General features: G+C 56.0%; 16 protein-coding genes. 9 read left to right on the top strand and 7 right to left on the bottom strand.

The features are described from left to right. Positions 1-16: 16 nt before the first annotated feature. Positions 17-883, bottom strand: a complete 867-nt coding sequence (locus ACT3UM_RS01330) for a nitrilase-related carbon-nitrogen hydrolase (RefSeq protein WP_035580851.1) — start codon at positions 881-883, stop codon at positions 17-19. Between the two features lie 571 nt (positions 884-1,454). Here ACT3UM_RS01330 and ACT3UM_RS01335 point away from each other — a divergent pair. Next, entirely contained in the window at positions 1,455-2,972 is a 1,518-nt protein-coding gene (locus ACT3UM_RS01335; RefSeq protein WP_498895424.1) for an NCS1 family nucleobase:cation symporter-1, read from the top strand. A 33-nt stretch (positions 2,973-3,005) separates the two neighbouring features. Here ACT3UM_RS01335 and ACT3UM_RS01340 read toward each other — a convergent pair whose 3' ends face one another. Next, positions 3,006-3,908, bottom strand: a complete 903-nt coding sequence (locus ACT3UM_RS01340; protein WP_498895426.1) for a LysR family transcriptional regulator — start codon at positions 3,906-3,908, stop codon at positions 3,006-3,008. A 204-nt stretch (positions 3,909-4,112) separates the two neighbouring features. On the opposite strand from ACT3UM_RS01340, the gene ACT3UM_RS01345 reads away from it, so the two are divergent. Beyond that, on the top strand, positions 4,113-6,821 hold the full coding sequence (locus tag ACT3UM_RS01345; RefSeq protein WP_498895428.1) for a bifunctional diguanylate cyclase/phosphodiesterase: 2,709 nt from the start codon (positions 4,113-4,115) through the stop codon (positions 6,819-6,821). Here ACT3UM_RS01345 and ACT3UM_RS01350 read toward each other — a convergent pair. From ACT3UM_RS01350 to ACT3UM_RS01370, 5 genes are read right to left on the bottom strand one after another with little or no spacing between them, the layout of a single operon-like run. Beyond that, a complete protein-coding gene (locus tag ACT3UM_RS01350) occupies positions 6,818-7,846 on the bottom strand; it encodes a CobW family GTP-binding protein (protein ID WP_498895430.1) in 1,029 nt (342 codons plus the stop codon). The genes ACT3UM_RS01345 and ACT3UM_RS01350 overlap by 4 nt on opposite strands. A 3-nt stretch (positions 7,847-7,849) precedes the next feature. Continuing rightward, positions 7,850-8,896 carry a GTP 3',8-cyclase MoaA gene (gene moaA, locus ACT3UM_RS01355; protein ID WP_498895432.1) on the bottom strand — a complete coding sequence of 349 codons (1,047 nt, stop codon included), beginning with the start codon at positions 8,894-8,896 and terminating at the stop codon, positions 7,850-7,852. After that, on the bottom strand, positions 8,893-10,164 hold the full coding sequence (moeA, locus tag ACT3UM_RS01360; protein WP_498895434.1) for a molybdopterin molybdotransferase MoeA: 1,272 nt from the start codon (positions 10,162-10,164) through the stop codon (positions 8,893-8,895). The genes moaA and moeA overlap by 4 nt, the downstream gene beginning before the upstream one ends. Further along, complete coding sequence (mobA, locus tag ACT3UM_RS01365) at positions 10,161-10,799, bottom strand: molybdenum cofactor guanylyltransferase MobA (protein WP_498895436.1); 639 nt, start codon at positions 10,797-10,799, stop codon at positions 10,161-10,163. The genes moeA and mobA overlap by 4 nt, the downstream gene beginning before the upstream one ends. After that, entirely contained in the window at positions 10,796-11,683 is an 888-nt protein-coding gene (locus ACT3UM_RS01370) for a formate dehydrogenase accessory sulfurtransferase FdhD (protein WP_498895438.1), read from the bottom strand. The genes mobA and ACT3UM_RS01370 overlap by 4 nt, the downstream gene beginning before the upstream one ends. A 194-nt stretch (positions 11,684-11,877) precedes the next feature. Here ACT3UM_RS01370 and ACT3UM_RS01375 point away from each other — a divergent pair, with 194 nt between their 5' ends. The 7 genes from ACT3UM_RS01375 to fdh3B all read left to right on the top strand — a co-directional run bounded on the left by ACT3UM_RS01375 (position 11,878) and on the right by fdh3B (position 19,264). Continuing rightward, positions 11,878-12,318: a DUF3305 domain-containing protein gene (locus ACT3UM_RS01375; RefSeq protein ID WP_050713058.1), complete on the top strand. Its 441-nt coding sequence runs from the start codon at positions 11,878-11,880 to the stop codon at positions 12,316-12,318. Beyond that, positions 12,315-12,902 carry a DUF3306 domain-containing protein gene (locus ACT3UM_RS01380; protein WP_498895440.1) on the top strand — a complete coding sequence of 196 codons (588 nt, stop codon included), beginning with the start codon at positions 12,315-12,317 and terminating at the stop codon, positions 12,900-12,902. The genes ACT3UM_RS01375 and ACT3UM_RS01380 overlap by 4 nt, the downstream gene beginning before the upstream one ends. Before the next feature lie 199 nt (positions 12,903-13,101). Next, on the top strand, positions 13,102-14,814 hold the full coding sequence (locus tag ACT3UM_RS01385; RefSeq protein WP_498895442.1) for a 4Fe-4S dicluster domain-containing protein: 1,713 nt from the start codon (positions 13,102-13,104) through the stop codon (positions 14,812-14,814). A gap of 4 nt (positions 14,815-14,818) precedes the next feature. Continuing rightward, a complete protein-coding gene (locus ACT3UM_RS01390; RefSeq protein ID WP_498895444.1) occupies positions 14,819-15,433 on the top strand; it encodes a TorD/DmsD family molecular chaperone in 615 nt (204 codons plus the stop codon). A gap of 74 nt (positions 15,434-15,507) precedes the next feature. After that, on the top strand, positions 15,508-15,708 hold the full coding sequence (locus ACT3UM_RS01395; RefSeq protein ID WP_050713060.1) for a twin-arginine translocation signal domain-containing protein: 201 nt from the start codon (positions 15,508-15,510) through the stop codon (positions 15,706-15,708). A gap of 24 nt (positions 15,709-15,732) precedes the next feature. Continuing rightward, on the top strand, positions 15,733-18,585 hold the full coding sequence (locus ACT3UM_RS01400; RefSeq protein ID WP_498895447.1) for a molybdopterin-dependent oxidoreductase: 2,853 nt from the start codon (positions 15,733-15,735) through the stop codon (positions 18,583-18,585). A 64-nt stretch (positions 18,586-18,649) separates the two neighbouring features. Next, positions 18,650-19,264 carry a formate dehydrogenase FDH3 subunit beta gene (fdh3B, locus tag ACT3UM_RS01405; protein ID WP_035580821.1) on the top strand — a complete coding sequence of 205 codons (615 nt, stop codon included), beginning with the start codon at positions 18,650-18,652 and terminating at the stop codon, positions 19,262-19,264. Positions 19,265-19,275: the final 11 nt, after the last annotated feature.

Here is a 19,275-nt window from a genome sequence, read left to right on the forward strand (position 1 = left end):
TGTTTCGTCAATGGAATTATTCGCCGTCTGTCAGGCGGGTGTAGGTTTCCGGGCGCCGGTCGCGGAAGAACTGCCAGTTGTTGCGTACCTCGCGGACCATATCCAAGTCGATCTCGTGGACCAGTAGCTCGTCTTCGGTCTCGCTGGCCTGGGCTTCGATTTTTCCGCGGGGGTTAACGATGTAACTGGAGCCGTAGAAATCGCCGATATTCCACGGTGCCTCGGTGCCCACGCGGTTGATGGCAGCGATAAAACAGCCGTTGGCGGCGGCCGAGGCGGGCTGTTCAAGTTCCCATAAATATTGGGAAAGCCCTGCCACGGTGGCGGAGGGGTTGAAAATCACCTCGGCACCGTTAAGCGCCAGTGCCCGCCAGCCTTCAGGAAAGTGGCGGTCGTAGCAGATATACACGCCGATTTTGCCGTAGGCGGTATCGAATACCGGCCAGTTGGATTGCCCCGGTTTAAAGAAGAATTTTTCCCAAAAACCGGCCACTTGCGGGATATGGGTTTTATGGTATTTGCCCAGGTAGCTGCCGTCAGCGTCGAACACCGCGGCGGTGTTGTAGTAAACACCGGTTTCGGTCTCTTCATACACCGGCACGATAATCACCATGCGATGCTCAGCGGCGAGTTTTTGCATCATCTGACAGGTAGGGCCTTCCGGCACCCGCTCCGCGGCGGCGTACCATTTGCCGTCCTGGCTGGGGCAAAAGTAGGGTTGGTTAAACACTTCCTGGAAACACAGTACCTGTACGCCTTGATCAGCCGCTTGCTGAATCATCGGCAGGTGCGCTTCGTTCATCGCATCGCGGATGGCTTCGGGTTCCAAATCGGTGCTGGTTTTCAGACCCATTTGAATCAAGCCGATTTTCATCTTCTGCATGAGACACTCCCTCTGGTGTTTGATTCTGATTGTTGATTTAAAGCGTGTTCAGGCGTTGAGAATTAATATTATAAAGCTGACTAATATGACAGCTTTTGTTGAAAGTATCGCTGGCTTGGTGGTTTTGGCAAGTCTTAAAAGACGATTTTTACAATCGCATTTAACCCTTTGAGTTTGTTTGTTTTTATTATTTTTTGCAGCGGCATTCACTTTTTTGGTGAACTCTTGCACCGTTTTGAGTGATCTGTTTTTTTATTTAAAATCATGTGGTTAATATATTTATAATGGATGGCTGCTGTATTTTTTTGTTTAATATTGGTGCAAATGTTTTTTTTGGCCTAGCTTTGTTTAATTGGTTTTTGTTTGAGGTGGGAAAGACGAAAAGGTAACAAGCTAACAATAATATTGTTGTCTATAAAGACAGCTTTTTAATCAACGAGTTAGTCGCCCTGCTTTTATGGGTAGGCACACTTATTGCTTCGCTTCTAAGAGCCATGATTTCTAAGCGTCTTTTTGAATAGCTCCACTGACCGTGGGAGTGATGGACAACGCAATGCTGAGGAGATAAAAAATGACCGAAACAACCTCTCAGATGGTGGATCGAGACGGACTGATAGAGCTTGATGTAGGGGACGACGTGCGCAGTAGTTCACGTTTTAATGAGGATATTGCGCCTACCCAGGCCAGCGAGCGCACCTGGAGTAAGTGGAATATTGCGGCGCTATGGGTGGGGATGTCGATCTGTGTGCCCACCTATACCTTGGGCGGGGTATTAACCGCTTACTTTGGGTTGAGCGTGGGGGAGGCTCTGTTCGCCATTCTGTTAGCCAACGTGATCGTGCTGATTCCTCTCACCTTAAATGCCTTTCCCGGTACTAAGTTTGGGATCCCGTTTCCCGTGGTACTGCGCTCATCGTTCGGTATTTTAGGTTCCAACGTGCCTTGTCTGGTACGCGCCTTAGTCGGCTGCGGTTGGTTTGGTATTCAAACCATGTTTGGCGGGCTGGCTATTCATCTGCTGCTCTCCGAGTTGATTCCCGCTTGGGCTGCGCTTGGCGGTGTGGGCGAAGTGATCGGCTTTTTTGTCTTTGGCGCGATGAACCTCTATGTGGTCATTCGCGGGGCAGAATCAATTAAATGGTTGGAGACGTTAGCCGCGCCGCTACTGTTAGCGGTAGGTGTCGGGCTGATGATCTGGGCGTGGCCTAACATGTCGATGACCGAGCTATTAGCTCAGCCGCCGTCGCGGCCTGAAGGGGCGTCGGTGTACGGTTATTTCTTTGCGGGCTTAACCGCGATGGTGGGTTTTTGGGCTACGCTGTCGCTGAATATTCCCGATTTCAGTCGCTTTGCCAAAAGCCAAAAAGATCAAATCGTCGGCCAGGTGCTCGGTCTGCCGCTGACGATGTTCTTCTTTGCCGCGCTGGGGGTGGTGTTAACCGCTGCATCCGAGACGCTGGTGGGCCAGACGGTTGCTGATCCAGTACGTTTGATTGGCTATATCGACAGCCCCTTCTGGGTGGTATTAGCGATGCTATTGATCATTATCGCCACGATTTCTACCAACACTGCCTCTAATATCGTCTCGCCGACCAATGATTTTCAGAATATCGCGCCTAAATTGATTAATCAGACCCGCGGCGTACTCATGACCGGTGCGGTAGGCGTGTTGCTGATGGGCTACGATCTGCTGCAAAAAGCGGGTGTTATCCCGCCTGGGGTTTCCCTTGAGCAGATGTACTCCAACTGGCTGCTGGGCTATTCAAGCCTACTCGGGCCCATCGCGGGGATTATGGCGGTGGATTACTTCCTGATTAAAAAGCAGCGTTTGGATATACCGAGCCTGTATATGGACAGCCATGCCTATCCTGCGGTCAACATCGCGGGTTTTATCGCTTTTGGCGTCCCGGTGTTGCTCACCTTAATTTCGCTGTTAACCGGCACGATGAACTGGTTCTATGATTACGGCTGGTTTACCGGTTCGGCGCTGGGGGCCATTGTTTACTATGTGGCAAGCCAAGTGCTGGCATCGTCGCCTCAGGCGGGGCCCGCGCCAATAATGGCGAGCGAGGCGACAGAGCAGAGTTAAACAACGAAACCCGGCTTCGTGCCGGGTTTTGCTTTAGCTGCTCTTGATTAAGCGCAGAAAAGCATCAACGACGCGGTTGGGGCGTCGGTCGTGGCGGGTAATCAGTACAAACGGAATGCGGTAGTGCTGGGTAGCGGCATGCAGTGCCCGCATCTTACCTGCGGCCACCCACTGTGCAGCGACATGCTCAGGCAGAAAGCCGATAAAGCGCCCGGTAAGAATCAAAAAAGCGGCGCCCTCGCGGTCAGAGGCCGAAGCGCGCAGGCTTAGCGCATCATGCGCTTGGCGTGCCTCAACCGGTAGCGGATAGCGAGGCGAAATAGCGGCCTGCTCGGTGATATCCGCAAAGCTGAGTGTATCATCGTGTTCGGCAAATAGCGGATGGCCTGCCGCGCAGTAAAGATACGATGGCTCATCATAGAGGTGGCGCGCTTCTAAACTGGTGGGCAAGTTAACCGCTGGCACTACACCTACATGCAAGTGGCCATCCATCACGCCGCGAATAACCGCATCCGAAGGCTCCATATGAATATGCAGTGTGACCTCATGCTCTGGCGCGCTAAGCTCAGCCAGCGCATTGGTCACGTGCATGGCGGGCAGCGTCACCAGGTTGTCGGTGATGCCGATATTCAGCTCACCTTTAATCGTTTCATGCAGGGCGTTAACGTCACTTTTAAAGGTTTCAAGCGCGGTCAATAACGTCAGTCCCGCTTGATAAATCTCTTTGCCCTCTTCGGTTAAACTAAACCCGCCACGTCCGCGTTGGCAGAGCGAAAAGCCCAGCCTCCCCTCCAAATCGTTCATATGCTGGCTAATCGCCGAACGGCTAATCCCCAGCGTGGTTTCCGCCGCGGTAAAGCCGCCGCACTCAACGACCGTCTTAAAAATACGGATGAGGCGTATCTCGTAGTCGCTCATCTGGCCCAGCGCTGCCATAACAATTTCCTGGTCGGTAGGCTATCAATGCGTAACATCACGCTTTTCAACGCATTAACGGCGATAAAAACTGATATACATCATAAAAGCACCGCGGCATTATCGTATAAGGCCGCGTGTCAGTGCGTGTTATTTATCGTTTCTGGTGACTTTTTATACTCTATCAGGTGTCCCGATGGGTTACCTGGATAAGGCTTCTGCGCGATGTCCGCTACCTCCCTTAATGTAAATGATGATGTTTTGAAGGCTACTAAGCGTTACCGTCAACAGCGCCGCCATGTGATTGCGCTATATCTACTAGCACTGCTTGTTATGGTGGTACTTTTTGGTTGGCTGCTGAGCGAACAGCATAAGCAGGAAATTGAGGCCGCCGAATCACGTATTACCGCCCGCGCTAATGTGGTCACTGAGTGGGCAAAAGGCGTGTTCGCACAAAGCGGTCAGGCGCTATTCGGGCTTTCGGAGCTGCTAGCGCTTCAAGGCATGCCAGATAGCGACAATGTTCAGGCACTCCAGCGTTCGTTAGAAAACCTGACCCTGTATGTACCTATGGTGGACGAAATCGCTGTTTTGAGCGCCCAGGGCCGAGTAGTGGCGAGTGGCCGCAGCAGCCGAAAAGACGATGCTGATATCAGCGATACCGCGTTTTTTAATGCCTTTAAGCAAGCAGGGCAAGAGGAACTGATTACCCCGCTTTACTGGTCTGACAGCGACCAACACTACTATTTGTATCATGGACGTCGATTAGAGACCTCCACCGGTGAGTTTGCCGGCGTGGTTATCTCTAGCATTGTGCCTGAAGTCTTTGCCGATGCCCTTGAACAGATGAGTGTCTACGACGGCGAAAGCATTGCCCTGGTCGACCCCGGTTTGAAATTTATTGCTCGGTACCCGATACCGGACGAGCAATTTACCACCGGCAGTCAAATTGACAGCCCGGAAACAGCTGAGTGGCTCGCCCGCGGCGAGTCTACTTGGTCAATCAACTTTGACTCACCTATCGATGGCCGCAAGCGCCTGTTTCGCATGCTCAGGGTCGGTGAGTATCCCATGCTGGCCGTGGTCGGTGTCGATCTTCACGAGCTGCTGTCGGCTTGGCGTCAGCGTGCTTTGATTTTAACGCTGGTGATGGTCGTCATTGCCCTGCTGGGCGCTTGGGGGGCACGCCACTACCTGAACCGTTTAGCGTTAGCGCATCAATTACGCCAGCGTATTGAAGAGCGTGAGCAAGCGCGTGCCGAGGCGCAAATCGCCGCTGCCGCTTTCCAAACGCACTTAGGCATCCTGATTACCGATCCACAGGGCATCATTCTCAAGGTTAACGAGACCTTCAGCCGGATTACCGGTTATAGCGAAGCCGAGATAGTCGGTAACAACCCGCGCATGTTTAGTTCTGGCTTACAAAACCCAGCCTTTTATCGCCGTTTATGGAAGCGTGTTATCAAAACCGGTAATTGGGAAGGTGAGATATGGAACCAGCGTAAGAATGGCGAGCTGTTCCCCGAGTGGCTAACCATTAGCGCGGTGTACAGCGTAGAGGGCGCATTGACTCACTATGTGGCCACTATGAGTGACATTAGCGAGCGTAAAGTCGCTGAGCAGGAGATCCACCAACTGGCGTTTTATGACACCTTAACCGGCTTGGCCAATCGGCGGCTGTTTATGGATCGCATGGGGGCCGCCCTCAAGGAGCTTCAGCGCCATCAGCGTTGCGGTGCGCTGTTATTTATCGACATCGATAATTTCAAGCAAATCAATGACACTTTGGGGCACTATGCGGGAGATCAGGTGTTACAGAGCGTTGCTCGGCGGCTCGGGCAGATGCTGCGCGATACCGATACCTTGGCCCGCCTCGGTAGCGATGAGTTTGCGGTGTTGATTGAAGGCGTTGATAGCAATTATGCCCAAACTACTATGCTTGCGGAGCGTATCGCGCATAAATTGCTGGCAACCCTTAATGCGCCAATCACCCTTGCCGAAGAGAGCATCACGGTGACCGGTAGTATCGGCATCGCGATTATGGCGAGCAATGAGTACGGCGTTGATGACTATCTGCAGCAGGTGGATATGGCGCTCTTTCAGGCTAAGAGCGGTGGCCGCCATGGCGTGTGTTTTTTTAATCCTTCAATGCAGGCCGCGCTACTCGCCCATGTAAAATTAGAGGCGGATCTGCGCCAAGCCCAAGCTAGCCAGCAGTGGCAGCTCTATTACCAGCCACAGGTGGATCATCACGGCGCGATCAATGGCGTGGAAGCGCTGCTGCGCTGGCATCATCCCGAGCGTGGCATGGTCTCTCCAGGTGATTTTATTCCGCTGTTGGAAAGCTCTGGGCTGATCAACGATGTGGGCGAATGGGTATTGGAAGATGCCTGCAATCAGCTAGCACGCTGGGCGCGGCACCCCCAGCTAAGCAAGTTGACTATCTCCGTGAATATCAGCCCGCTGCAGTTTCGCGATGAGAATTTTTTGCAGCGTGTGGAAGGCGTATTTGCGCGGACTCATGCGCCACTTCAACGGCTAAAGCTTGAAGTGACCGAGTCACTGTTTGTGGAAGCGCGTGATGACGCTCGGGATAAAATGCTGAGTCTGAAAGCCAAAGGGGTGCGCTTCTCGCTGGATGATTTCGGCACTGGCTACTCGTCACTGGCCTACTTGGCTCAGTTGCCGCTTGATCAGTTAAAGATCGACCAATCCTTTGTTCAGCAGGTGCTCGAAAGCCAAGCCAACGCGGCGATTGTTGAGAGTACCATTGTCCTGGCAGAGAGCCTCAATCTCGAGGTCATCGCGGAAGGGGTTGAAACCAAAGCGCAGCAGGCATGGCTGCTGGCCCATGACTGCCACGCTTATCAAGGCTATCTGTTTGGACGCCCGGTCACCGCCGAGGAGATTGAACGGCTAATAATGGGCCATTAGCCATCGTGGCGGGCGAGCCGACATTGTTCGATATCCAGGCTCTTTACCGTCAAGGTGTCGGGAAGAATGACTTCCAACCGGGAGTCTTGCCGCCATGCGCTGGTTTCGATGCTTAAGGTGCCAGCAGCGCGATTAAGGCGTTTCCAGCCGCTATCGGTATGAAACACACCTTTAATGCGCGCCTCCTTGGGGAGTTCGCCCAAACATTTGGCTAAACTATCCAGCTCGAAGCGCTCGCTTGGGTGCCAGCGTAACCCGGTGCTGGTGTAGCCCAGCGAGGTGCCGGTTTCTCGTTGGGGCTTGCCGGGCGGGGGCGGAAAATCGAAGAATGACCCTTGTAAGCTGGGAGCTGCAGCCAACTGTTGATGACTGGCGGGAACGCTGATATCGAGCGCTTCAGCGCTTCCGCTTTGGATCAGCAGCGCTATCGGTAGTTCGCCTTGCGGGACTTCCTGCACCCATTTTCGCGGTGGCCAGTGGTCAGCCACAAAAGCGTGGGCGGCGCTGAGCTGTTCGGGGGTGCTGTGGTCGAGCATGGTCAATGCCACGGCATCGGCCATATTGAGCTGATCGCGGAAGGTGTCGTGCTGCAGGGCGCGGGTGTCGTCCATTCGGCGTGGGTCGAGCGTAGCAATAATGTCGCGCACTTCCACTACCTCTTGAAAGGCTTCGCCGCGCAGTAGATCCAGTAGGCCCGCCGGGTGGCCAAGACCAGAGGGTTCGATGATGACCCGGTCGGGTTTGCTGCGTGCCAGCAGGTTAACGAGCGCCGCTTGTAGCACAAAGGCGAGCTGGCAGCAGAGGCAGCCGCCAGGCAGGCCTTTCACCACCACATCATCGCGGGCGTCAAACATGGCTTGGTCGATACCGATTTGGCCAAACTCGTTGACCAGAATGGCCCACTTTTCATCCACAGGCTTCTGTTCGATCAGACTGTGGATAAGCGTAGTTTTGCCGCTACCCAGAAAGCCGGTAATGATATGTACCGGCACTTTTCGTTGGGCGCTTTCTTCTGACCGAGCCAACGCCTAGCCCCCTGTCATATTCATAAAGCGTACCACCTGCACATCGCCATCGGTGGTGAAGTGGTGGCGCTCCGGCTTAAGCGGCAGGGCGTTGATAATCGCTTCTTTCAGCACCTGCATATTGCCGGGGTGGCGGCGCAGCACGGCGCGCAAATCCACCGAGTGTTCGTTGCCTAAGCAAAGCAGCAAACGGCCTTCCACGGTCACTCGAACCCGGTTGCAGGTGTCACAAAAGTTGTGGCTATGGGGGGAGATAAACCCAACGCGGCTGTCGCTATCGGCCATTTTGAAGTAGCGCGAGGGGCCCGGTGTGGTTTCGGTGGTGGGAATCAGCGGATAGCGGGACTCAATCAGCGCCTGGACATCATCGCTGGAGTAGAAGGTTTCCGCCCGTGAGTGGTCGGAAACATCGCCCAGCGGCATCTCTTCGATAAAGCTGATGTCGAGACCTTGCTGGCGGGCAAAGGTGACCAGGTCGATGACTTCGTCGTCATTGCGGCCTTTCAAGATCACCGCATTGAGCTTGATACGCTTAAAGCCCGCTTCCTGGGCGGCGTGAATGCCGTCGATCACTTTGGCCAGATCACCGGTGCGGGTAAGCTGCTTAAAGCGCGCCGCATCCAGCGAATCCAGGCTGATGTTCAGTCGCCGCAGGCCGCTGGCGTAGAGCTGCTTGGCGTGCTTGCGTAGGCTGGCGCCATTGGTGGTCATGGTGAAGTCGTTAAGCCCTGGCATGGCGCCGATCTCATCCACCAGTTGCTCTATGCCACGGCGCACCAGTGGCTCGCCTCCGGTAAGACGAATTTTCTCAACCCCAAGCTCGGTAAAGGCGCGGGCAACCATGGCGATCTCTTCCAGCGTCAGTACCTGGGCGCGGGGCAGAAACGTCATCTCCTCGCTCATGCAGTACACGCAGCGGAAATCGCAGCGATCGGTGACCGAGATGCGCACATAGCTGATGCGCCGGCCAAAGTCATCAATCAACTGCTGGTCAGCGCGTGCTTGAGACGGTTGTTGAGACTGTTGCTGTAAGGATCGTTGCTCGGTCATAGCCATCCCGTTAGTGGTTGTATGCTGACTACCTCGCCTGGTTGCGCGCCGTCTTGGTCGTCGGCAAGCTCAATCAAGCAATTTGCAGCCACCATCGAGGTTAAAATGCCCGAACCTTGGGCGCCGGTGCTGAGCACGTGTAGCTGCCCTTGCTCATCAGTATGGTAGATGCCGCGAATAAAATCAGTACGCCTCAAGCGGCTTTTTATAACGTCATCGGCTATCGCATTGAGGCGATGGGGCGGCCTTGTCGGCTGCCCACAAAGCTGATCCAGCAGCGGCGCCACAAACTGTAGAAAGGTTACCATGACGGCTACCGGATTGCCGGGCAGGCCAACAAACGGCGTACGTTTTGCGCCCAGCCAGCCACAGGCCATAGGGCGGCCAGGGCGCAGCGCCACGCGCCAGAAGGCCAGGCGGCCCAATTGTTCCAGCGCCGCACGGGTAAAATCAGCTTGGCCGACGGAAACGCCGCCGCTGGTGATCACCAAATCGCTCTGGGCGGCGGCCTGTTCAAGGGCTTCTGTGGTGGCTGCTAAGTCGTCCGGCAGAATGCCCAGGTCGATGACGTCGGCACCCTGTTCGGTAAGTAATCCGATCAGCGTAAAGCGATTGGCGTCATAAATGCCTGCTTTGGGTAACGGATCGCCGGGGGCAGTGACTTCATTGCCGGTGGAGAAGATCGCTACCTTCGGGCGTCGGCACACCGTTATTTCGGCATAGCCCAAGGAGGCTAAAAGTCCTAGGGATGCCGCATCAAGCCGTGCCCCCTCAGGCAGTGCCGTGTCACCAATGGCTATATCTTCACCGGCCTGGCGAACATGCTGGCCGTGTTTGAGAAGCTCGGGCGACTCAATGATTACATGCGCTGGCTGCTCATCTAGCGATTCGCGCAACTGTTCACTCATCACTACTGTGTCTGTGCCTGGCGGTAATGGCGCGCCGGTGGTGATGCGTACGCAGTGCCCGGCAGGCACTAGCTCGCGGCGGTACTGCCCGGCCAACACCTCTCCGGCCAGCGGCCAATGGGCTTGCTTGGCGCCAACGCCTTTCTTTGGCAAGGCTAGCGCCACGCCATCCATGGCCGCATTGGTGTTTTGCGGCACGTTAATGGGGGCTTGAACGGTTGCTGCCAAGCGGCGGCCGTGGGCCTGCGCCAAAGGGATACTTTCGCTGCCCAGCGGGTGTTCAATCAGGGTGGCAAGCGCATGGCGTGCTTCTTCCACGCTAATCATCTGTTCGCCCAGGTCAAAGCAGGAGAGGGTCATCGAACCTCCTTCGCTGAGGTATTCAGCAGCGTCGCTTCCAAGTGAAGCTTCTCCTCCTCGGTATTCAGATTGGCAAACGCATCAGGACAGTCCGACATATCTACCCGGCACCAGTCGTGACGTGCGTACCAGCGGTCAATTTTACGCTCACCTTCGGCAAGGGTGGCAGCCAAATCATCGGCGAGCGAGGTGCGTATTAACGCAACGACGGGGTGCAGCCGTTCACCGTCAAAGGCTACGGCGATGTCATGCTCGCCGTGCTCAGACGCAATACCTTCTACCATGCGCGCCACTAAATCATCGGGTAGGGCGGGAGAATCACAGGGGGCCACCAGTAACCAGGGGGTTTTTGCCGCCCTTAAGCCACTATAGATGCCCATCAACGGGCCTTTAAAGCCGCCTTCCTCATCGTCCATTACTTGATCAGCAATCACACGATCAGCAAAAAACTGGTAGGCGTCGGCATTTCGGTTGGCATTAATCAGCAGCTCGGCTACCTGGTCTTTAAGGCGTTTCACTACATGGCCGACGAGCGGCAGACCCGCGAACGGCTCAAGCCCTTTGTCGCGACCGCCCATCCGGCGACCTTCGCCGCCTGCGAGAATCATGCCGGTGAGTTCGTGGGTAGGAATCATGGGCTTGTCTCTTTTGTTAAGCTTGCTTGGCTAGATGACCGGGCATGCGATGGCTTCGCTGGAATAGCGTCCAGCGTTAAGCGGCTGTGGGTATTGATCGCTTGGAAGTGGCGGCCTTTGGCGCGGGCGATCAGCATCACCCCAAAGCGCTCGGCCAGTTCAACGCCTTTTTGAGTAACGCCAGAGCGCGATACCAGCACGCTAATACCCATTTGCGCCACTTTCAGCACCATCTCAGACGTCAGTCGTCCGGTGGTGTAGAAGATATCTGCGCTGGCGCTGTCCGCCTGCTGCAACCACTGGCGTCCCGCTAAAGTATCCACCGCGTTATGCCGCCCCACGTCCTCTACAAAATCAAGCACGTTGGCTTGATGGCAGAGCGCGCAGCCGTGAACGGCCCCGGCGCTGCGATACGTCTCATTGTAGGCGTTAAGGTTTTGCAGCAGTTGATAGAGCGTGGATTGGGCTAGTTGGGTATCCGGCAGTGTCGCCAGCGCGGTTTGATCAAGCAGTTTACCAAATACCGTGCCCTGACCGCAGCCGGTGGTGACCGTGCGGGTGCTTAAGCGTGCTTCTAAATCTTCGGGCAGGTGACGAGTAATCACTACCGCCGCTTCGACGTCCCAGTCGACCTGCACTGCCTGTAAATCGTTGGCTGCACGCAATAGCCCTTGATTGCGCAGATAGCCCACGACTAAGGCTTCCGGATCGTCGCCCAGTGTCATTAGCGTGACAATTTCACGTTTATTGAGGTACACCGTCAGCGCTCTTTCAGCGGCGATCGCCTGCTGGCGTGCATCGCCATACTCGTCAACGATACTAATCTCGGTGGTGGCCGGTAAGCGGGCTCGGCTTATCTGCAGGGTGGGCTGAAGGGCAGGCATGGGTAATCCTCGCGAAATGGTTCTCGCAAAACGACAGGGTTGACGATGATGGCGCTGGAGATGCTTACTTGTCTACCCATTCAAACGCTATCCTGATAAGTACCATCCTCATAAGTACTATCCAAATAAGTACTATGCTAACAAGTATTGGTCTTTCAAATGCCATCCATTCAAGGTTCAGGGTTTTTAAATATATGAGTGATAACCTACGCCCAATCAGTATTACCTTGGTGGCCGAGCCCAAGCAGGTGAAAAGTTTTACGCTGACCCAGTGGCGTATTGTTGAGCTTACACTGGGCGACCAGGGCGAGAATGTACTTAATCTGCAGCTGTCGATGACAGAGCGTGCAGCCTACCGTTTCAACCTAACCTCTAAGACGCCACGGCTATTTGTGCGAGCGGGCTTTACCGGCCAAACGCCCAAGCCGGATGCGATCACCGCCAGCCAGGACGTCGCGGCGGGCTGGATGGACGGCGAACAGCAGGTGCTGGAATCGCCAATGCCCATGGCTATTCAGGTATGGATTGAGAGCTACCTTGCCCGTCATGGCGAGGCGCCGCTGGAGATGCGCAAGAAAAAGCGTAAAGGGGCAGGGCGCGCCAAAGAGATGCCCACTAAGGAGCAGCCAGAATGAGTCGTTTAGAGCGCTGGTCGCGGCTGAAGCGTAATGTACCAACGCAAGAGGACGAGCCAACCGCGGGCGCACCCAGTGATGAAGCGTCCGTGGAGTCGGATGCTGCGGCTTATCATGAGGCCGAGCAGCCGCAACCCGCATCTGAAACACCGCAAGAACCAAAACGAGCGCCAGAACCAGGCAGCCTCGATCATACCTTGCCTGACCCAGATACATTGGCCGCGGGCAGCGACTTCAGCGCCTTTATGGCACCGGGCGTCAGTGGCCCTTTACGCAGGCAAGCATTGAAACGGCTATGGGCAACCGGCAACTACAACGTCCGCGACGGCCTGGATGACTACGACGCCGACTATAATAAACTGTTGAAGCCCATGGGATCCGAGCTCGCCAGTAAACTGCGCCGTTGGACCCACAAAGTGGAAGAGGCGGTTGATAAAACATTAGACGAATCCGAACCCCCAAAAGAAGTAGCTGCCGACGAGCGGGCCGAACCCTCAACACTCACTGATAGTGACAACACTGAAAAAAATGCTTCGCTAGACGACCAGTCTGATTATTTATCTAGCCCTAAGACGAAAACATGAGAATGGCGTTAAACTTTTAAAAATCAATATTTTGAGCATGCGATATGTCGCCAGCGTTGGCAGCGTTGACGGTAATCAGGTTGGCAAATATCGAATTTCGCCATACGCTGAACTTAGCTTCAATGCATTGTTATGCCACAATAGTTAAATAATATAACTCAAAATTATAATAAGAATTATTCACTGACCGTGAGAACGCATGAACCAACGAATCCAACTGGCGTCGATAGACGACCAGCGTAATGCTGAGGCTCGGGAATCGGTACGCCAGCGTATCTCCTGGCCCGCTAATTTAACGCCAGCCAATGTGACCTATCACAGCCGCGGTCATGCGCTGTTAATAGGGTCGGCAGACGACGTTTATCCAGCCGCTCGTGCGCTCCAGGGTCGCGGCTTGGCATCGTTGACGCTGCTAGTTACCGATAAAGGGAGTGACGCTGCCGATGCCCCCGGGTCTAGCGAGCCGCTGATAAGCCAAACATTGACCCGCGACCAGCTCAGCCAGCTGCGTATTAACGGTTATCTGGGAGCCTTTAGTGTCCAGCTTGATGACGGCGATTCAGCGCTGAATCTTGCCCGCGCGCTGATAGAACGCGACGGCTTTGACCTCATTCTCGACCTTGCTGCGGCTACTCACACCCAGCGCTGGGAACTGCCACCGCCAGGTTATGTGGTGATGGAGTGGCAGAGCGTTGAGCAACGCAGCGACACCCTCGACGATTTTGTCGGGCTGGTGGGCGAATTCGACAAGCCGCGCTACTTTCAAGTTAATAGTGACCTATGTGCCCACTCCACTAGCGGCAATATCGGCTGTACCCGCTGTTTGGATGTTTGCCCCGCGGATGCCATCTCCAGCATTAAGGGGCGGATTGAGTCGCATATCGAAATTGACCCCTTTCTCTGCCAAGGCGTCGGCAGTTGCACCAGCGCCTGTCCCACTGGCGCTATCGAATTCCGCCTACCTGAAACCCGCCGCCAGCAGGATACCCTCTCCGCTTGGCTGGGCGCCTATCGCGAAGCCGGTGGTCAGGCGCCGGTACTGCGCTTTATTACCCATGATTCCCAGGACGCTGAGCGCGCTGCGGGTGTCGTGCCCGCAGGCCATATTATTGACGCACCGCTTGAAGAGCTGGGCGCAGCGGGCCATGACCAGTGGCTAACTGCCCTGGCGGCCGGTGCCGCCGAAGTGCGTATCCAGCTTCACCCCAAGATGCCCGCCCGCTTAAGCGCCTTTTTGACCGACCAGCTCGCCCAAGCGCACGCCCTGTTAGACGCATTGGGTCATGATCGCGCTCGCGTAAAGCTGATCGAGATAGCCGATGATGTAGCCCGGGATGCGCTACCGGCGCTCACGCCATTGACAGAGGTGCCGCTGAACCTACCTGAGCCAGAAAAGCGTGCACGTTTGAACCGTGTGCTGGCGCGTCTGGCCGAGCTGGGCAACCCTAGCGGCGAGCGCGCTGAAGTGCCGGTTGGCGCTGCCTACGGTGCCATTCAGGTCGATAGCGATGCCTGCACACTGTGCCACGCCTGTGTCAGCAATTGCCCGACCCCGGCACTGAAGTCGGGTGGCAAAACACCCGCGCTGAGCTTCCTTGAAGCGGACTGCGTGCAGTGTGGTTTGTGTGAGCAGGCTTGCCCGGAAAATGCGATTACTCTGATGCCCGGCTTCCTGGCATCCGATGCCCGCGAAACGCGCCACATCTGCCACGAAGAAGCCGCTTTCGAGTGCATTAACTGCGGTAAGCCGTTTGCCACCGTCAGCACGGTAGCGACCATTAAACAGAAACTGGCTAACCACCCTTACTTCGCCGGTGATGCGATGATCCGGCTGGAAATGTGCGAAGACTGCCGGGTTAAAGATGTTTGGAAAACCATGATTCGCGATCCTGACGCGCAACTGAAGGTATGAGCCGATGACGGATGCACTGCCCACGCTCAAAGAAGCCGATGCGCTACGCGCCGATATCTACCGGCTGTTAGCCACGCTGCTGCGCCAACCGCCGGATACTGAGTTACTCGACTGGCTGGCTGAGCTGGCCATCGAGCAAGATGGCAGCCGCTTGGCAGAGTGCTGGCAGTCGTTGGCAGTCGCCGCCAATGGTGCGGATGCTGAGGGACTGCAGCGATCGCACTTTCGCCACTTGGTCGGGGTGATTCAAGGTGAGGTGGTGCCCTATGCCTCCTGGTACCGCAACGGCGAATTAATGGAAGCGGCGCTGGTGGCGCTTCGCCAGGACCTAAAAGTACTTGGCTTTGAGCGCAGTGAGCATACTCGGGATCCTGAAGATCACCTGGCGGCCCTGTGTGAAGTCATGGCGATGCTGATTGACGCCGAAAGCGCTGAGCAGCGCTATTTCTTTGACCAACATTTAGCCCCCTGGTCGGCCAGCTGTTTTGCCGACCTGGGGCAGGTAGACACCGCTTTCTATGCAGCGCTGGGGCAGTTGGGCGGCGTTTTTATGGAGAGTGAGCAGGCTCGCTTGAGGGTTGATGCGGGCCATACGCCAGTGCGTATTGTTGAGCCGTAACGCAGGCTTCATAAAAGAAACAGCAAAAACAGCATAAAAAGACCCGCATAAAAAGCATGCAAGAGGAGAAACCCATGCAACCGTCACACAACGCTGAGCGCCGCCGGTTTATGAAAACCGTTGGGTTGGGAACCGCCGCTGCTGGCGCCGCGGCGGCAGTCGGTCATGTCACTCTGGCACAGGCTGACACTGCCCCGGTGAAAGACGAAAAACCAACGGTTAACTACCGTGAGACTGATCACGTCCGTGCTTACTACGCCTCGCTGCGTGACTGACGGCGGAATGCCAGGAGATTTGCCATGCGCTTAACTCGCAAAACAGACACCCCCAAGGCCTCCGGGCTGGGTATTTCCCGTCGCCAGTTCCTCAAACGCAGCGGTGCAGCCACCGGCGGTGTGGCCGCCGTTGGCTTTATGGGTGCGCCCATGATGCAGCGCTCAGAAGCAGCCGACAAAACCCCCGTGCTGGACTCGCCGGTCGAGACCAAACGCACCATCTGCTCCCACTGTTCAGTGGGTTGTGGCGTTTATGCCGAAGTTCAAGAGGGCATTTGGACCAAGCAAGAACCCGCTTTTGATCACCCCATCAACCGTGGTGCGCACTGCGCGAAGGGCGCTTCGCTGCGCCAGCACGGCCACTCCACGCGGCGTCTTAAGTATCCGATGAAGCTGGTGGCCGGCGAGTGGGAACGCATGAACTGGGATGACGCCATTAATGAAATTGGCGACAAGCTGCTCGAACTGCGCGAAGAGCACGGCCCAGATAGCGTTTACTGGCTGGGCTCAGCGAAGTTCAACAACGAGCAGGCGTACTTAATGCGCAAGCTTGCCTCGCTGTGGGGCACCAACAATACCGACCACCAGGCGCGTATCTGCCACTCCACCACCGTAGCTGGCGTGGCGAATACCTGGGGTTATGGAGCGATGACCAACTCGCTCAATGACATGCATAACAGCAAGGCGATTCTGTTCATTGGCTCTAACCCCAGCGAAGCGCACCCGGTGGCAATGCAGCACATTTTGATCGCCAAAGAGCGCAACAATTGTGACATTATCGTCGCTGACCCGCGCTTTACTCGTACTGCCGCCAAGGCCAACAAATACGTGCGGCTACGCCCCGGTTCGGATGTGGCGTATATTTGGGGCTTGTTGTGGCACATTTTTGAAAATGGCTGGGAAGACAACGAGTACATCAATCAGCGCGTTTACGGTATGGATGAAGTGCGCGCTGAAGTCGCCAACTTCCCGCCCAGCGTTGTAGAAGAAGTCACCGGCGTGCCCGAAGCCGAGATGTTTGATGTCGCCAAACGTCTCTCCGACAACCGGCCTGGCTGTGTGGTCTGGTGTATGGGCGGCACTCAGCACACTACCGGCAACAACAATACCCGGGCTTACTGCATTCTTGAGCTAGCGCTGGGGAATATCGGCGTGGCGGGCGGCGGCGCTAACATCCTGCGCGGCCACGATAACGTACAGGGCGCAACTGACCTTGGCCTAGGCTGCGATTCCTTGCCGGGTTACTACGGCTTGGCGGAAGGTGCTTGGCAGCACTGGGCGCAGGTGTGGGATCTTGACTATGAGTGGCTTAAAGGCCGCTATGACGATACCGAATATGCCGATGGTAAGCCCATGTACACCGCCGGTATTACCGTGTCGCGCTGGGTCGATGGCGTGCTCGAGGAGGACGAGAACATCTCCCAGCGTACCGCGCTGAAAGCGATGTTCTACTGGGGCCACGCGGTTAACTCCCAGACCCGCGGCGTGGAAATGCAAAAAGCCATGCAGAAGCTTGAGATGATGGTCATCGTTGACCCTTATCCCACCGTTGCCGCTGTAATGCACGACCGCAGCGACGGCGTTTATCTGCTGCCAGCGGCCACCCAGTTCGAAACCACGGGCAGTGTCACCGCGACTAACCGTTCGATTCAGTGGCGTGACCGGGTGATTGAACCGCTGTTTGAGTCCAAGCCCGACCACGAGATCATGTACCTGTTTGCTCGTAAGCTGGGCTTCGGTAATGAACTGGTCAAGAACTACCAGATGAACGGTGATGAGCCGCTCATTGACGACATTCTGCGCGAAATCAACAGCGGTATGTGGACGGTCGGCTACACCGGGCAAAGCCCCGAGCGCCTTAAAGAGCACCAGAAAAACTGGCACACGTTCAGCTTCGAAAACCTGCGCGCAGAGGGTGGCCCGGCAGATGGTGATTACTACGGCCTGCCGTGGCCCTGCTGGGGCACGCCAGAGTTCGGCCACCCAGGCTCGCCTAATCTTTACGATACCAGCGTGCCGGTGATGGAAGGCGGCATGGGCTTCCGCGCCCGTTTCGGTATCGAGCGTGACGGCGTCAACCTTCTGGCGGAAGGTTCAGCGCCGGTGGGCGGCGATATCGACGACGGCTACCCGGAATTCAACGACCAACTGCTCAAAGATCTAGGCTGGTGGGACGACCTGACCGCTGAAGAGAAGCAGGCGGCGGAAGGCAAAAACTGGAAAACCGACCTCTCTGGCGGTATCCAGCGTGTCACTATTGAGCATGGCTGTGCGCCTTACGGTAACGCAAAAGCACGCGCTGTGGTGTGGACCTTCCCCGATCAGGTGCCGAAGCACCGCGAGCCGCTCTACACCACGCGGCGCGATTTGGTTGAACGCTTCCCGACTTGGGACGATTTTGACTCCATCATGCGCCTGCCGACCATGTACAAAACCATTCAGGATCGCGACAACACTGGCGAGTATCCAATGATTCTCACCTCTGGGCGGCTGGTTGAGTATGAAGGCGGCGGGGAAGAGACGCGCTCCATGTCGTGGCTTGCCGAGCTGCAGCAGGAGATGTTTGTCGAAATTAACCCGGCGGACGCCAACGACCTCAGCATCAAAGATGGTGACGATGTTTGGGTAGAAGGGGCAGAAGGGGGCCGAGTGAAGGTCAAAGCCCTGGTCACTCCTCGCGTCGATCGTAACGTAGCGTTTATGCCGTTCCACTTTGGCGGCATGTTCCAGGGCGAAAGCCTGCGTGACCGTTACCCGGATGGGTCTGATCCGTACATCATTGGTGAGGCGGCCAATACCGCCACCACCTACGGCTACGACCCGGTGACACTGATGCAAGAGACCAAGTGCACCATCTGCCGCATTGAGCGAGCTTAAGCTTCGACCGACCTGATAGCACGACGGTGCGGGAGCCATCCCGCACCGGCATGAGGAGAACACCATGGCTCAAATGAAATTTATGTGTGACGCAGAACGCTGCATCGAATGCAACGGCTGCGTTACCGCCTGTAAAAATGCCAACGACGTCGAGTGGGGCATTCAGCGCCGCCGCGTGGTCACGCTCAACGACGGTGAAGCGAGTGAAATGTCGATCTCAGTGGCCTGTATGCACTGCGACGACGCACCCTGTATGGCGGTTTGCCCGACCGACTGCTTCTACAAAACTGATGACGGCATCGTGCTTCACGACAAAGACCTCTGCATCGGCTGTGGCTACTGCCTTTACGCCTGCCCGTTTGGCGCTCCGCAGTTTCCCCAGCAGGATGCCTTTGGCGAACGCGGCAAGATGGACAAATGCACCTTCTGCGCGGGCGGCCCTGCCGAGAGTAAAGAAGAGGAGTACGAGAAATACGGTTCCAACCGTATTGCCGAAGGCAAGCTGCCGCTATGTGCCGAGATGTGCTCCACCAAAGCGCTGCTGGCCGGTGATGCTCAAGACGTGGCTGATATCTTCCGCCAGCGTGTTGTCCATCGCGGCCACAAAGATGGTGCCTGGTCCAATAACCCTCAGGCCAGTGCCGACAACCTAGCCTATGATGCTGCCCATAAAGGGTAAGGAGGCGTGTC

This window comes from Halomonas sp. AOP13-D3-9 (assembly GCF_052379125.1).
Lineage (GTDB): Bacteria > Pseudomonadota > Gammaproteobacteria > Pseudomonadales > Halomonadaceae > Vreelandella.